This is a genomic window from Chryseobacterium sp. RLHN22 (genome assembly GCF_051011795.1).
Taxonomy (GTDB): Bacteria; Bacteroidota; Bacteroidia; order Flavobacteriales; family Weeksellaceae; genus Chryseobacterium; species Chryseobacterium zhengzhouense.
Window position 1 is genome coordinate 12,953 of the sequence record NZ_JBPCHW010000029.1, and the last position, 14,833, is coordinate 27,785.

Below are 14,833 nucleotides of genomic sequence, written 5' to 3' on the forward strand. Positions count from 1 at the left end.
TTTTTTTACAATATTCAATAATAAAATTGTAATAATTTAATTGTTTCAACAATAATATTGGGTTTTTAAGATTATCTACATTTAAATTTATATTAAATTATTATTTCTTGTATAGTTAGCTGTAAATATTTATTTTTGTTCAGAATTTAAACAAATTCGTGGGTTTTCAGATCATTATCACTTTCATAGCAATATGAAGGTAAATTTTATTGTTTAAAATAATGATTAATAAACCTTTGCACAGCTTTCACATTCCCGTTATGGGATTATCTTACACGATTGACAGCCCGATTCGTGTTGCACAATACGGAATTTCTTCAGTAGTTTCAATTATAGACGACGAAATTGTAGAAAAAATGAAAAATTTCTACAGCAGAAAATTCAATCTCAATTACTTTGGAATTTCCACAAAAACAGAAGATTACAGAGCCAAAAGAATTACCGATTATCTCAATATGATGGATGATATCGTTACAGAGAAATTTGAGTCATTCAAAGAAGAAATTTCTAAAAATATAGAAGCTCTCAAAAATTTTATAATGATGCTTCCCAACACTTCCGAATTAAAAAACGGTTTACAGAACATTCTCAATCAGGGCGATTCTTTAGCTTTTAATATTAGAAATTTTGTTGAAAAAAATCTTATTCCGGGAAGCATTGATGTTAATATCATGACAAAAGTTGATAAAGACAACTATAAAAAAAACGAACAGCTTCCGGTGATTTATAATGATGCTCATGCGTCATTGCGTGGTTTTGCTCAAAGTAAAATTACTTCGTCAGTAGTGCTTTCTGCAGGAATGAATCCGCGCCTGTACAGCTATATTGAAGAGTTTGATGATTTTTTTCCGGATGCAAATAATTATATCAAAAAGAAAATTATTTTAAAGGTCAGTGATTTTCGTTCGGCGATGATTCAAGGTAATTTTTTGGCTAAGAAAGGACTTTGGGTTTCAGAATACAGAATTGAATCCGGCTTAAATTGTGGCGGTCATGCCTTTGCTACAGAAGGTTTATTGCTTGGGCCTATTATGGAAGAATTCAGGCGGAAAAAAAATGAATTGATTTCTTCTGCTCATTTATTAATGATAAAAGCTTTGGAACAAAAAGAAAAGTATATTCCTGCACAACCTTTAGAAATGAAAATAACGGTTCAGGGTGGAGTAGGAACTTCTGAAGAGCACGATTTTCTTTTAGAAAATTATCAGGTTGATAGTGTTGGTTGGGGTTCTCCGTTTCTTTTGGTTCCGGAAGCAACTTCTGTTGATGTTGAAACCCGAAATCTTTTAGCAAAATCAAAGCAAAATGATTTTTATCTGAGTAATATTTCTCCATTGGGAGTTCCGTTTAATACTGTAAAGGGAACATCAAATGAAATTCTAAAATATCAGAAAGAGGCTAAAAATAAATATGGAAGTTCATGTCCTAAAAAATTATTAGCATTAAGCAAAGAATATTCTCCAAAGGGAATTTGTACGGCTTCAAAAAAATATCAGGAAAGAAAATTAAAGGATCTTGAAGATTCAATTAATGAAATTACTAAAGATCAATTTGAATCTAAAAAAAGAGAAATTACTGATAAGGCTTGCCTTTGTGTAGGTCTGGTAAATTCTGCATATTTAGAAAATGAAATTGAAATTAAAGGTGAAAAACAGGGAGTTGTGATTTGTCCGGGACCGAATTTAGCTTATTTTGATAAAGAGGTTTCGCTTTCGGAAATGGTTAATCATATTTATGGAAATACAAATATTCTTGCTGATGTTGAGCGTCCGAATATGTTCATCAATGAACTGAAAATGTATGTTGAACATTTGAAAAAGGAAATTTTAAATTTTTCTGATGTACCTGCTAATTCACAAATCAAAAAATGGAATACTTTTAAATCCAATCTTCTTGAAGGTATACAATATTATGAGGAGCTTTTTAATAAAACGCTATATTTTTCCAATGAAAAGAAAAAAATAAAAGAACAGCTGGATGATTTCAAACTAAGATTAAATGAAATCTCAATTCCTGAATTGCAGAAATAAATGAAAGACCGGAATAATTTAATTTCCGGTCTTACTTTTTAAAGTTCACTTAATTTCTTTCCGATATCTTTTAAAAATCTGTTGTTTTTAGGTTCGCCAATAATCTGGCTATTATAAATACTGTTTGAGCCGGAAAATAAATAAGAAACCACACATGCAATTGCAGCGTAAATACCAAATTTGTTTCCGAATAATTCAATCGCCATAATGCTGCACGCAATCGGCGTATTGGTTGCTCCTGCAAAAACGGCGACAAAACCCATTCCTGCCAAAACGGCGATCGGCAAAGGAATAAAATATCCCAAAGCATTTCCTAAAGTAGCACCAATGAAAAAAAGAGGAGTTACTTCACCACCTTTGAAACCCGCAGCCAAAGTGATAATCGTAAAAATCATTTTTAAAGCAAAATTATAGGCAGGAAGTTGGTGTTCGAAAGAATCAACAATGGTTGGAATTCCCAAACCGATATATTTGGTAGTTCCAGTCAAGAAAACTGCCGATGCTACAATAATTCCTCCGATTAAAGGACGAAAAGGAGGATATTTAATTTTAGATTTAAATAAATATCCTGCTTTATGAATGGTTTTGCTGAATGTTGCGGCACAGATTCCAAAGAAAATTCCGGCAACTATAGCATAAAGAATATTTAAAAATGAAATTTCAGGAATAAACTCAATCCTGTAATGAGTATGGTGTGTATTCCATAATTTGGTAACCAAATCTGCAATAATTGCAGCAGAAATTGCAGGAAATAAAGCATGGTATTTTAATCTTCCGACAAGAAAAACTTCAAGACCGAAAATTGCTCCAGCTAAAGGAGTCCCGAAAACTGAACCGAATCCGGCTGCAATAGAAGATATAATTAAAATTTTTCTGTCATCTGATGAAAGCTTGAATGGTTTTGAAAACTGATCCGCAATTGCTCCCGCCATTTGTAAAGCGGTCCCTTCACGACCCGCTGAACCTCCGAAAAAGTGAGTAATTATCGTTCCTAAATAAACGAATGGTGCCATTTTTAAAGGAATTATTTTTCCAGGCTCATGAATGGTTTCAATCAATAAATTATTTCCGGCTTCAACATCTTTTCCGAAATAATGATACATTAAGCCCACCAAAAAACCGCCTAAAGGCAAGAATGTAATCAGCCAGAGACGATTTTCTCTGAAATTCGTTGCCCAATCTAAAGTCTGCAGGAAAAACGCAGAAGCACTTCCGATTAAGCCTCCAGTTATCAAGGTTATAAAAAGCCATTTCAACACAAAAAGTGCAGAAGGATATTTCCTGAAAAATAATCTAACTAAAATAATAAGAATTCTAAGAGCTGATTTTTTGTTATTTTTAAACATGATCTCCTGATTAAATGGTTAAACATTCAATTAATCAGGCGCCATCAGCTTTTTAAGGCGGTTGGGTAAGGAAGACACCATTTCCTTTTTTCGAGATAACAAATTTACAATAAAATATAATTTCGCAAATCATTTATAAGAATTTTTGGTTTTAAATTATTTTAATCGAAATTTTCTATAGACTGAATTTCTAATAAAACTTACTTCTACAGCCATTTCAAAAGACTGTTTCATAAATTAGCTATACTTTAAAAATTTAAATACAGCCTATTTTATGGAAAAAAGAAAAATAAAAAATACAGACCTTTCAGTAGCACCTGTAAATTTTGGAGGTAATGTTTTTGGATGGACTTTGGATGAAAAACAATCTTTTGAGATTTTAGATCAATTTACAGATGGAGGTTTTAATTTTATTGATACAGCAGATACCTATTCTTGGTGGGTTAACGGAAAAGGTGGCCAATCTGAAGAAATTATCGGAAAATGGATGAAAAAGAGAAACAACAGGAATGAATTGGTGATTGCTACAAAAGTTGGCTCTGAAACAAAAGAACATGGTTTTGATATCAGCAAAAAACATATTTTAAAATCGGTAGACGAATCGCTTTCCAGGCTTAATACAAATCATATTGATCTTTATTACACTCATTTTGACGATAACAAAACTCCGGTGGAAGAAACTTTGGAAGCCTATGCTGAAATCGTAAAAGCCGGAAAAGTCCGCTATATAGCTGCTTCAAATGTTTCGCCGGAAAGACTGAAAGAATCTTTTGAGATTGCCGAAAAAAATAACTTTCCTAAATATGTTGCTTTACAACCTCATTACAATTTATTGGAAAGAGAGAAATTTGAAACTCAATATGCTGATTTGGTTAGAGAATATGATTTGAGTGTTTTTACTTATTGGTCTTTGGCAGCAGGTTTTCTTACCGGAAAATACCGTAACGAAGATGATTTAAACAAAAGCGCAAGAGGAGAAGGAGTAAGGAAATATTTGGATGAAAAAGGTTTAAATGTTTTGAAAGTTTTGGATGAAATCAGTGCAAAATATGAAACAACTCAGGCTTCGGTTGCATTAGCTTGGCTTCTGGCAAATCCTTTGGTGACGGCTCCTATTGTAAGCGCAACAAACAAATCTCAGTTGCAAACACTTTTTGCTGCACCAGAATTGCAATTAAGTTCTGATGATATTAAGCTTTTGAATAAAGTGAGTGAATAATTGAATAAAAAATCTCTTGTAATTTTGTTACAGGAGATTTTTTTATTGTCAAAGCTCTTTTCCAGATCATGATAAAAGCAAAAAATGACAATCATCTTTAAATTTTTTGTTTATCGGCAACAAAATTGCTTTGCTTATATGTAATTTTCTTTTAAGTTATGGAGTGTACAAAAAGACTATGTACAAAAGATCTTAGCAAGAAGAGTAGTGAGGAATTAAGTTTTAAGTCTTTGAAATATTTATTTTAAATCGATTAAAGATAAAAAATGTGCTTCTTCTGTAAAGATATGAAATCCCATTATTTACTATAGATTAGTGAATTATTTTAATTCACACTGTTAATACTTATGCTTGGTTATCATTAAAAAGTACATTTTAAATTGTGAATTATTTTAAAAATAATTTATTTTTGCTCTTATTTTTATGCTGATATTTAAAGACTTTGTATTTTTCATACAGTCTTAGATATGGTGAATTTTACTTTTAAATATTTTGAGAAATTGGATATCGTAATCCTTATTCATAAAATAATATTTCATCTTAGAAAAAACCAAAGCTTAAAAAAAATCGTAATTTAATAAAATAAGGTACACAATTCTCACTAAAGAGATGTATATTTGTGAAAGCAGAGTTTATTAACTGTTTTAAAAACAATATTTTACTCTTAGGGAGAATTTAAGATTATTAGTGATAAAATTGCTTTTAGCAAATTAAATAGAAAACGATGCCTAGAAAAGTTGTACAGGGTCCCATCAGGGACAAGGAAAAAACAAAACAGAAACTGCTGAATGCAGTTGGAAAGATCTTGAAAACCAAAGGATATTCAGGATTAATGGTAAGCAAAATTGCTGCTGTTGCAGGTTTTGATAAAAAGCTGATTTACGAATATTTCGGAAGCACAGATAAATTGATCGACGAATATATCAAATCTCAGGATTATTGGAGCAGGTTTGAATTGGCAGCCGACGCAGATTTTTCTGACGGTGGAAAAGAATTGTCTAAAATGGCAATAGTTACTCAGTTTGAAAATCTTAAAAAGAATAAAGAACTTCAGAAAATCCTTGTATGGGAAATGTCTGAAAGTCGACCGATTCTTAAGAAATTATTAGATCAAAGAGAAGAAGTAGGCGAGGAGTTGTTTAAAAACATTACAGATCCTCATTTTGGAGAAAAATCTGAAAATTATAGAGCGATTACGGCACTTCTTATTGCAGGATGTTATCATCTAAATCTTTACACTGGTCATAACGGAAATACTTTCTGTGGTATTGATATGAAAAGTGAAGACGGTAGACAAAAAATAAAGAACGCAATAGAAGATATTATCGAATTTGCTTATAATAAATAATTATTCTGTTGCCCAAAATAATAGATTATTTTGATGAAATTTGAAAACTAAAATTTTTAAATTAAAACTATATTTCTTACTTTTGGGCAATGGAAAATTTTATCGTATCTGCAAGAAAATACCGTCCGCAACAGTTTGATACCGTTGTTGGGCAATCTCACATTACAGATACGCTGGAACATGCGATTGAAGAAAATCAGTTGGCACAGGCGCTGTTGTTTTGTGGTCCCCGTGGTGTTGGCAAAACGACTTGTGCCCGAATTTTGGCAAGAAAAATCAACGAAAAAGACGGTTCTGTTTCGGAAGATGGTTTTGCTTACAATATTTATGAACTTGATGCTGCATCCAATAACTCTGTTGATGATATCCGTGAGCTGATTGATCAGGTGCGTTTTGCGCCACAGGTAGGTCAGTATAAAGTGTATATTATTGATGAGGTTCACATGTTGTCTTCGGCGGCTTTCAATGCTTTTCTGAAAACATTGGAAGAACCACCTGCTCATGCGATTTTTATTTTGGCAACAACGGAAAAACATAAAATTATTCCGACGATTTTGTCGCGTTGTCAGATTTATGATTTTAAAAGGATTACGATTCTTGATATTCAGGAGCATTTAAGAAAAATTGCAGAAAAAGAAAATATTAAATATGAAGATGATGCTTTGTATTTAATTGCACAAAAAGCGGATGGTGCATTGAGAGATGCACTTTCGATTTTTGACAGGCTTTCTACTTTTTCGCAAAAAAATATTACACTTGCTAAAGCTGCGGAAGTTCTCAATATCTTAGATTATGACCAATATCTGAAGATTGTAGATTTAGCAAAAGAAAATAAAATTCCTGAGGTGCTTTCTGCTTTTAACGAAATTGTAAAAAAAGGTTTTGATCCGCATTTGTTTATTGCGGGTCTTGGAAATCATTTCCGTGACTTGATGATGGCGCAGAATCCTTCAACAATGGATTTGATTGAAGTAGGAGAGCAAACCAAAGTGAAATTTACAGAACAGGGACAAAAATGGAGTCCGCAACATTTGATTGATGCCATTGAAATCTGTAATCATGCAGATATCAATTACAAAAATTCAAAAAATTCAAGACTTACTGTAGAAATTGCATTAATGCAATTGTCTTCTCTTTCCGCCGGTGGTGATTTAGCAAAAAAAAAAAGTTCATAATATTAGCTCCGTTTCTTAATGAGAAACAGGAAGTGAAGTTGCCTACTCAGATTCAGGAGAAAAAAGTAGAAGAAGTAAAAGTTGAGCTTACAACAATTTCTGTTTCTGACCCCTCTTCTGAAGCAGTTATCAAGAAAGCTTTAAAACCTTTATCAAGACCAAATATTTCTTCGGGTTTCAGTATAAATTCTTTACTGAATAAAGAAGAAAAATCTGAAGTTGAAGAAAAAGTAAGTACTGTCAGTACCGAAAAACTTCCCGAACATCATTTTACCGAAACAGACGTTCAGAACGAATGGATGATCCTTTTAAAACAACTTCGTCAAAAAGATCCCGTGGTTTTTAATGCGATTAAAGCTTTCAAGCTTGCTAAAATAGATGAAAAAATTATTCAGATTTCCTATCCTTCAGATTCTGCAAAAAATGAGTTTGATAAGATAAGTATTGAATTTTTTAATCATTTTAAACATAAGGTAAATAACCATTCTGTCGAATTTCAGTTTAAAAAAGATCATGAAAATCTTAAAATTGAAATTGTGACTAAAAAGAAAATTTTCGAAAAGTTTATCGAGAAAAATCCGCTACTCAAAGATCTTGATGATCTCATGAAGTTTGATTTGTCATAAATTTTTATATATTTGCTTAATATTTAGAAAGAAAAGATAAATAAAGTATCACATTGGAACATTCCAAAATTCCATATACTGCTGATTTTACTCAAGCAATCAGTTTTACACCTGCTTATTTTTTAAGCAGTTATCTTTCTTTTGCTACATTTTATTACAGAAATTTTAGAAGCTATTATCGATTTTATTGGTACAGCTAATTTAATTTCTTTCTTAAAAACATGGGAACTCAACTGTAGATTCCTGATTTCATAACAATTTTTTGAACGATATTTTTTAGAAAGAATTATAAAGTAACTTTATAATGAATATACTATTGCCCTAATTTAAAATAAAATTTACAATATGAACTTAAGAGATTTGGAAAACAGCTGGATAAAAGATTTTCAGCAACCTCTTATCATCGCAGGACCATGCAGTGCGGAAAGTGAACAACAAATGCTGGAAACGGCAAAAAGAATTAAAAATACCAATGCACAGGTTCCTATTTTTCGTGCTGGAATCTGGAAACCGAGAACGAAACCGAATGGTTTTGAGGGGGTTGGTGTAATTGGCCTAAACTGGTTAAAGAAAGTAAAGGAAGAATATGGTTTTAAAACGGCTACAGAAGTTGCAAATGCTCATCACGTAGATGCAGCCTTGGAAGCTGATGTTGATATTTTATGGATTGGTGCACGTTCCACAGTTAATCCCTTTACTGTTCAGGAAATTGCAGAAGCCTTGAAAGGAACTGAGAAAATCGTTTTGGTTAAAAATCCCGTAAATCCTGATTTGGCTTTATGGATTGGTGCTTTGGAAAGACTTTTAGGGCAGGATATTAAAAATTTAGGTGCGATTCACAGAGGGTTTTCCACCTACCAGAAAACAAAATACAGAAATAATCCGAATTGGCAGATTGCTTTGGATTTTAAAAGCCAGTTTCCCAATATCCCGATTTTAATTGATCCTTCACATATTTGCGGAAATCGTACCGGATTGGCAGATATTACACAGGAAGCTCTTAACGTAGGTTATCAGGGGGCAATTATTGAAACACACTGCAATCCTGATGAAGCATGGAGTGATGCTGCGCAGCAGATTACTCCTGAGGTTTTGGGAAATATGATTTCAAACCTTAAAGTGAGAAGTACAGATTTGGCAGGTTTTGATGATGAAATGGGAAGACACAGAACATTAATTTCAGATTTGGATTTTCAGCTGATTGAATTACTTTCTCAAAGAATGAAAATTTCAGCAAAAATCGGAAAACTGAAAAAAGAAAATGATATTGCTATTTTCCAGCCCGAAAGATGGAAAGTGATTACAGAATATGCTGTACAAAAAGCTTCAGAAACAGGAATGTCTCAGGATTTTATAGAAAAAGTTTTTAAAGCAATTCATGAAGAATCAATTGAAGTTCAGAATAATATTATGATTGAGAGATAATTGTTTTTCTGAAATAATTGTAGGGCTTAGGATTAAAGAAAAGGTTTGTTGTTCTCAGTGAATTTACCTTCTGCTTAAATTCTAAGCCCTAATTTCTTATATTTGCAGCAATAATATTTATGAAAGGAAAAATCATTAAATCTACAGGAAGCTGGTATCAGGTTTTAGAAATAGAAACCGGAAAAATTTTCGAAGCGAGAATTCGTGGAAAATTTAAACTGATAAAAACCAGACTTACCAACCCTTTAGCTGTAGGTGATTTTGTCGAATTTCAGCTCGAACAGGATGATATTGCTTGGATTACAAAGATTGAACCCCGCAAAAACTACCTTATCCGAAAATCGGTAAACCTTTCAAAAGAAGCACATATTATTGCTTCAAATATTGATCTGGCCTGTTTTATTTTCACGCTAAAATTTCCTGAAACATCGCTGGGTTTTCTTGACAGGTTTTTAGCTTGCTGCGAAGCTTACAACATTAAACCACTGATCTTATTTAATAAAATGGACGTTTTGTCAGATGAAGAATCTGAAATTGTAAAAGATATTGAATTTCTTTATAATGAGATAGGATACGAAACCCTGGAAATTTCTTCTTATTCAAAATTAAATCTTAATGAATTGGTTGAAATTCTGAAAGACAAAACTTCAGTGTTTTTTGGGCATTCTGGTTGCGGTAAATCAACTTTGGTAAATGCTTTACAGCCGGATCTTAATTTGAGAACTTCTGAAATTTCCGACACTCATCTTAAAGGGAAGCATACAACAACCTTTGCTCAGATGCATTTTTGGGATTTTGGCGGAAATGTGATCGATACACCCGGAGTTCGTGAATTTGCCATGATCGATATTGAAAAGGAAGAAGTACAGCATTATTTCCCGGAGATCTTCAAAAAAAGGGAAGAGTGTAAATATCACAATTGTCTTCACATCAATGAGCCTAAGTGTGCCGTTTTGGACTCTTTGGAGACCGGAGAAATTCAGCATTCAAGATATTCTACTTATATCAAGCTAATGGACGAGGCAGAAGAAAATGCTCACAGGTAATTATTTCACTATTAATTTTGCAAAACATTTGTTGCTTTGATTGATTTTGAAGCAATAATTCGTTTGCTATTGTCATTTTTTAATTATTAAATTGAGAATTTAATAATAAACTGGTTGTTTTTTTACAAATAAAAAACCCAGCCGAAGCTGGGTAAAAACTAATAACCATGAAAACTCAAATTAAACATGAGAATCGATATAGTAATAACAATTAGTGTGCCAAGAATTAACTCTCAATTCTTAACAAAAGTTATTTTGTGTTAAAATTAATTTAAAATTATTTATAATATTTTTTTGTAGTTTTGTGCCATTAAAAAAAATATTCAAATATGTCAAACATTACGTTCACAATGATCAAGCCTGATGCGGTTGCTGATGGTCACATTGGTGCTATTTTAGGGAAGATTTCAGAGGGTGGATTCAAAATTAAAGCTTTAAAATTAACTCAGCTTACTGTTGCTGATGCAAAAAAATTCTATGAAGTTCATGCGGAAAGACCGTTTTATGGGGAATTGGTAGAATTTATGAGTTCAGGACCTATCGTTGCTGCAGTTTTAGAAAAAGATAATGCGGTTGAAGATTTCAGAACTTTAATTGGTTCTACAAATCCTGCTGAAGCTGCAGAAGGAACAATCAGAAAAATGTTTGCAAGAAGCATCGGAGAGAATGCTGTACATGGTTCGGATTCTGACGAAAATGCTTTAATCGAAGCGCAGTTCCATTTTTCTGGCAGAGAGATTTTCTAAATAAGATTATAATAAAATAAATTTTGTCCGGAATTTTTGTTCCGGATTTTTTTTGTTTTCTACATTATTTTTAGTTGTTAATATTCATGTTTTTTTATTTATACTAATTAATCCCAATCTAATAAAAATTAATTATATGATAATATTTTATGATTAAGTGACTAATAAATAATATTGCTTTTCGAATAAATTTCCGTGTTTTTACGGATAGATTGGTTTATATATTTTTTTCATCTTTACATCTAGAAACAGAGAATCAAATTTCTAGCATCGATTCTGAAAACTAATGACCATATAAGCTATTCTCTTAAGCGAGATCAAAGACAGTTTAACGACTGTCTTTTTTGTTGTTATTATAATCCTCCTACAGGAAAAATAGGGTTTAAAATTAGGTGTTTTTCCTGTTAATCCAGTATTTGTTTATCGTGAATTTTGTCACAATAATTAAACAAATAAAATATCATGAAAAATTTTAAACATTCAATGGTTCAGAGATTGTATCTTTTGAAAATCTTATTTTTTGCTTTATCTATCACGACATTTATTACAAGTTGCAGCAAAGATGATGATGAGCAGACTGCTCCGATCGTGTACAACGAAGAAAATCCTTTAAATAAATATCATGAATTGGCAGGTTTTACTTCAACAAGTAATTTTATAAATTCGGGAGATTACGAATTCGGGCTCGTTTTTTCTCCTAATGTTAAAGGAAAAATTAATTCTTTAGTTGTAAAATTACCAGATGTGAATAACAACCTTAGAATAACAATCTGGGATTATAACACCAAAACCGTTTTGCGAACTGAGGCTGTAAATATATCGGCTGCAAATGTATCTGTAACTAAGAGTATTGCCGAATTTGTTTTAGAGAAAGACGGAAAATATATGATTACCATGAACTCAAACGATTGGTATAAACGTTATAAGCTGGATAATAGTAATGCAATTTATCCGATTACCGCAGGTAATATTAAATTTCTGGAATACAGATGGTTGAGCGGAACGGCTCAGGTTTTTCCGACAAATGTTTCCCAAAATTATAATGCCGGAGATTTAAGCTTTAATTTTCAGCAGGTAGAATAAAGCACTAAAAAAAATCTAAAAAAAGCTGTTTCAGGGATGAAACAGCTTTTTCTTTTGTAATTGTGAAATATTCATTAAACTTTCAAAAGCTCGATTGTTCTTTCCGGGTTTTCAGCTGAGAAAACCGCATTTCCTGCTACCAAAACATCAGCTCCGGCTTCAAATAATTTTGAAGCATTATCTAGATTTACGCCACCGTCAATTTCAATAAGTGCTGTGGAATTATTACTTAAAATAAGATCTTTGGTTTCAGCAATTTTTTTATAGGTATTCTCAATGAATTTCTGTCCTCCGAATCCTGGGTTTACACTCATTAATAGAACCAGATCAACATCGGCAATAATGTCTTCAAGCATTAATACAGGAGTTGAAGGGTTTAAAACAACACCAGCTTTTACACCCTTGCTTTGGATATGGTGAATGGTTCTATGAAGATGCGTACAGACTTCGTAATGTACAGAAATTAAGTCTGCTCCGTAATCAATAAATTCATCAACATATTTTTCAGGCTCTACGATCATTAAATGTACATCTACAAACTTTTTTGCGTATTGTTGAACGGTTTTCATTACCGGAAATCCGAAGGAAATATTCGGGACAAATCTCCCGTCCATCACATCAATATGAAACCAGTCTGCCTGTGAATTATTGACCATTTCGATATCTCTCTGCAGATTCCCAAAGTCTGCGGCTAAAAGGGAAGGAGCAATAAGCTTCGTTTTCATTTTTACTTTATATTTATATTTAGAGGTTAGAAATTAGAGGTTATAAAAACTAACTTCTAATATCTAATTTCTAACTTCTTTTTTAATGATATTTCAGTTTCATTTCCGGTGTAATCCTCAGAATTGTTTCGTAGATCAACTGAATGACATTTCCTACATCTTCTTTAGATACCATTTCAACCGTAGTATGCATATAGCGCAAAGGTAAGGAAATTAAAGCACTTGGAACACCTCCGTTGGAGTGTGCAAAAGCGTCTGTATCGGTTCCTGTAGCTCTGCTTGCTGCTGCTCTCTGGAAGGGGATTTGTTTGGTTTTTGCTATATCAATAATCAATTCTCTGATGGTATGATGTACACTCGGGGCAAAGAAAACTACCGGTCCGTCACCGCACTTCTGGTCACCTTCTTTTTTCTTCTCAATCATTGGAGTGGTTGTGTCATGGGTAACATCGGTTACGATAGCAATATTAGGTTTAATCGTATCCGCAATCATATCTGCGCCATACAATCCAACTTCTTCCTGAACCGAATTGGTAATATATAAACCAAATGGAATCTGCTTTTTGTTTTCCTTTAAAAGTCTTGCAACTTCTGCGATCATAAATCCGCCGATTCTGTTGTCTAAAGCTCTGCACACAAAATAACGGTCGTTCATTTCGAAAAATTCGTCCGGATATGTAATCATGCATCCGACAAAAATTCCCAGTTCTTCAACTTCTTTTTTAGATGTCGCTCCACAATCGATGAAAATATTTTCAATTTTTGGAGTCGGCTCGTTTTGGTTAGCGCTTCTTGTATGAATTGCAGGCCATCCGAAAACTCCTTTTACGATGCCTTTTTCTCCGTGAATATGCACAACTTTTGAAGGAGCAATTGTTTGATCCGAACCTCCATTTCTGATGACATAAATTAATCCGTCATCGGTAATGTAATTGACGTACCATGAAATTTCATCAGCATGAGCTTCTATTACTACTTTGAATTCTGCTTCAGGATTAATGATGCCGTAACAAGTTCCGTAATGATCTACTTCAACTTTATCTACGTAAGGAGTGATGTAATTCATCCAAACTTTTTGACCTTCATGTTCGTAACCTGTTGGTGATGAAGTGTTTAAATATTTTTCTAAAAATTTCAGTGATTTCTTATCGAATTTCATATAAAAGGAATGATTTTTGTTGTCAAAATTTGTTCTAATATGTGTAAAAATAATGAAATTTCATAAAATTGCCTGCCTTTTTATCTTATTTTTTGGTATCACTGTGTTTGGGCAGCAGAGAGATTCTGTTATCGCAAAACCTTTAAGTCAATATCCGCAGGAACAATTGAAGACTGATGAATTCGGCAATAAATATTTTTATGACGAAAGGCAGAAAGCAAAAATTTACGAAATCAATGGTGAAACTGTTGTTGTTATGGATGAGCTGGTACTTTTAAATAAGCCTAAGTTCAATAATCAGCTTGATAAAAACTATTATTTCTTTTTAAATAAAAAATTATACCGTGTTTATCCTCTGTTTTTAACAGCTTTGCAACAGTATCGCGACATTCAGGGAGAAATGACGAACCTGGACAGTGCTGCAAAAAGGAAATACGTAAAAGACAGACAAAACATGCTGGCTGACCAGTATGAAAAACAGCTAAGAGATTTGACGACAACGGAAGGGCAGGTTTTTGCAAAATTATTGAACAGAGCTACCAATAAAAATGTTTATGAAATCATTAAAGAATTGCGTGGCGGGTGGAGTGCTTTCTGGTGGAATGTAAAAGGGAAAATGGCAGATATAGATTTAAAAGACAGATACAATCCTCATAAAAACAGAACCGACGAATTTTTGGAATCGCTTCTTCAGTCAAACTGGAATTCAGGGTACTTACAACCTTATCCGGGAGCAAGAGATTTTAAAGTATCCAAATAAAAAAAATTCCTGTAAATGTTAGACTGCACCCAAAAGTTTAGACAAAATTATTAAAGAAAAGAGTTCGGTACTGTACCGGGCTCTTTCCATTTAGATTTAATCGTATTCTGTCGTTGTTGTAATAAGTGATGTATTGTTTTATTTC

General features: G+C 32.7%; 14 protein-coding genes and 1 riboswitch. Of the genes, 10 read left to right on the forward strand and 4 right to left on the reverse strand.

All coding sequences use genetic code 11. The features are described from left to right. Positions 1–221: 221 nt before the first annotated feature. Positions 222–2,030, forward strand: a complete 1,809-nt coding sequence (locus ACR1PN_RS18875) for a hypothetical protein (RefSeq protein ID WP_433981290.1) — start codon at positions 222–224, stop codon at positions 2,028–2,030. A 38-nt stretch (positions 2,031–2,068) separates the two neighbouring features. Here ACR1PN_RS18875 and ACR1PN_RS18880 read toward each other — a convergent pair whose 3' ends face one another. Next, the gene (locus ACR1PN_RS18880; protein ID WP_433981291.1) at positions 2,069–3,376 is read right to left on the reverse strand and encodes a voltage-gated chloride channel family protein; all 1,308 of its coding nucleotides are present in this window, start codon (positions 3,374–3,376) and stop codon (positions 2,069–2,071) included. A 28-nt stretch (positions 3,377–3,404) separates the two neighbouring features. After that, positions 3,405–3,470, reverse strand: a riboswitch (Fluoride riboswitch). Between the two features lie 180 nt (positions 3,471–3,650). Here ACR1PN_RS18880 and ACR1PN_RS18885 point away from each other — a divergent pair. From ACR1PN_RS18885 to ACR1PN_RS18920, 8 genes are all read left to right on the forward strand, one after another. Then, positions 3,651–4,595 (forward strand): aldo/keto reductase, encoded by a 945-nt coding sequence (locus ACR1PN_RS18885; RefSeq protein WP_433981292.1) that lies wholly within the window; start codon positions 3,651–3,653, stop codon positions 4,593–4,595. Between the two features lie 724 nt (positions 4,596–5,319). After that, a complete protein-coding gene (locus tag ACR1PN_RS18890) occupies positions 5,320–5,943 on the forward strand; it encodes a TetR/AcrR family transcriptional regulator (protein WP_378177738.1) in 624 nt (207 codons plus the stop codon). An 89-nt stretch (positions 5,944–6,032) separates the two neighbouring features. Continuing rightward, positions 6,033–7,118 (forward strand): DNA polymerase III subunit gamma/tau, encoded by a 1,086-nt coding sequence (gene dnaX / locus ACR1PN_RS18895; RefSeq protein ID WP_378177735.1) that lies wholly within the window; start codon positions 6,033–6,035, stop codon positions 7,116–7,118. 38 nt (positions 7,119–7,156) lie between these two features. After that, positions 7,157–7,744: a hypothetical protein gene (locus ACR1PN_RS18900; RefSeq protein WP_433981293.1), complete on the forward strand. Its 588-nt coding sequence runs from the start codon at positions 7,157–7,159 to the stop codon at positions 7,742–7,744. Positions 7,745–8,089: 345 nt separating this feature from the next. Beyond that, positions 8,090–9,169 carry a chorismate mutase gene (locus tag ACR1PN_RS18905; RefSeq protein WP_433981294.1) on the forward strand — a complete coding sequence of 360 codons (1,080 nt, stop codon included), beginning with the start codon at positions 8,090–8,092 and terminating at the stop codon, positions 9,167–9,169. Positions 9,170–9,288: 119 nt separating this feature from the next. Further along, positions 9,289–10,215 carry a ribosome small subunit-dependent GTPase A gene (gene rsgA / locus ACR1PN_RS18910; RefSeq protein ID WP_378177726.1) on the forward strand — a complete coding sequence of 309 codons (927 nt, stop codon included), beginning with the start codon at positions 9,289–9,291 and terminating at the stop codon, positions 10,213–10,215. A 329-nt stretch (positions 10,216–10,544) separates the two neighbouring features. Further along, a complete protein-coding gene (locus ACR1PN_RS18915; protein ID WP_072959412.1) occupies positions 10,545–10,961 on the forward strand; it encodes a nucleoside-diphosphate kinase in 417 nt (138 codons plus the stop codon). A gap of 462 nt (positions 10,962–11,423) precedes the next feature. Further along, positions 11,424–12,044: a hypothetical protein gene (locus ACR1PN_RS18920; protein WP_433981295.1), complete on the forward strand. Its 621-nt coding sequence runs from the start codon at positions 11,424–11,426 to the stop codon at positions 12,042–12,044. A 74-nt stretch (positions 12,045–12,118) separates the two neighbouring features. Here ACR1PN_RS18920 and rpe read toward each other — a convergent pair whose 3' ends face one another. Both rpe and chrP read right to left on the reverse strand, forming a co-directional pair. Then, positions 12,119–12,769, reverse strand: a complete 651-nt coding sequence (gene rpe, locus ACR1PN_RS18925; protein WP_433981296.1) for a ribulose-phosphate 3-epimerase — start codon at positions 12,767–12,769, stop codon at positions 12,119–12,121. An 82-nt stretch (positions 12,770–12,851) separates the two neighbouring features. After that, a complete protein-coding gene (gene chrP, locus ACR1PN_RS18930; RefSeq protein WP_433981297.1) occupies positions 12,852–13,928 on the reverse strand; it encodes a chryseobasin maturation metalloprotease ChrP in 1,077 nt (358 codons plus the stop codon). 52 nt (positions 13,929–13,980) lie between these two features. Between chrP and ACR1PN_RS18935 the strand changes: the two genes are divergently transcribed. Beyond that, positions 13,981–14,688: a DUF4294 domain-containing protein gene (locus ACR1PN_RS18935; protein WP_433981298.1), complete on the forward strand. Its 708-nt coding sequence runs from the start codon at positions 13,981–13,983 to the stop codon at positions 14,686–14,688. 37 nt (positions 14,689–14,725) lie between these two features. On the opposite strand, the gene ACR1PN_RS18940 is transcribed toward ACR1PN_RS18935, so the two are convergent. Next, the gene (locus ACR1PN_RS18940; protein ID WP_433979164.1) at positions 14,726–14,830 is read right to left on the reverse strand and encodes an IS3 family transposase; all 105 of its coding nucleotides are present in this window, start codon (positions 14,828–14,830) and stop codon (positions 14,726–14,728) included. Positions 14,831–14,833 lie beyond the last annotated feature (3 nt).

Excerpts from the sequence above, each read along its gene's own strand:
- rsgA (WP_378177726.1), top strand. The coding sequence starts at position 9,289 with ATGAAAGGAAAAATCATTAAATCTACAGGAAGCTGGTATCAGGTTTTA.
- ACR1PN_RS18915 (WP_072959412.1), top strand. The coding sequence starts at position 10,545 with ATGTCAAACATTACGTTCACAATGATCAAGCCTGATGCGGTTGCTGAT.
- ACR1PN_RS18890 (WP_378177738.1), top strand. The coding sequence starts at position 5,320 with ATGCCTAGAAAAGTTGTACAGGGTCCCATCAGGGACAAGGAAAAAACA.
- ACR1PN_RS18905 (WP_433981294.1), top strand. The coding sequence starts at position 8,090 with ATGAACTTAAGAGATTTGGAAAACAGCTGGATAAAAGATTTTCAGCAA.
- rpe (WP_433981296.1), bottom strand. The coding sequence starts at position 12,769 with ATGAAAACGAAGCTTATTGCTCCTTCCCTTTTAGCCGCAGACTTTGGG.
- ACR1PN_RS18875 (WP_433981290.1), top strand. The coding sequence starts at position 222 with ATGATTAATAAACCTTTGCACAGCTTTCACATTCCCGTTATGGGATTA.
- ACR1PN_RS18885 (WP_433981292.1), top strand. The coding sequence starts at position 3,651 with ATGGAAAAAAGAAAAATAAAAAATACAGACCTTTCAGTAGCACCTGTA.
- dnaX (WP_378177735.1), top strand. The coding sequence starts at position 6,033 with ATGGAAAATTTTATCGTATCTGCAAGAAAATACCGTCCGCAACAGTTT.
- chrP (WP_433981297.1), bottom strand. The coding sequence starts at position 13,928 with ATGAAATTCGATAAGAAATCACTGAAATTTTTAGAAAAATATTTAAAC.
- ACR1PN_RS18880 (WP_433981291.1), bottom strand. The coding sequence starts at position 3,376 with ATGTTTAAAAATAACAAAAAATCAGCTCTTAGAATTCTTATTATTTTA.
- ACR1PN_RS18935 (WP_433981298.1), top strand. The coding sequence starts at position 13,981 with ATGAAATTTCATAAAATTGCCTGCCTTTTTATCTTATTTTTTGGTATC.
- ACR1PN_RS18920 (WP_433981295.1), top strand. The coding sequence starts at position 11,424 with ATGAAAAATTTTAAACATTCAATGGTTCAGAGATTGTATCTTTTGAAA.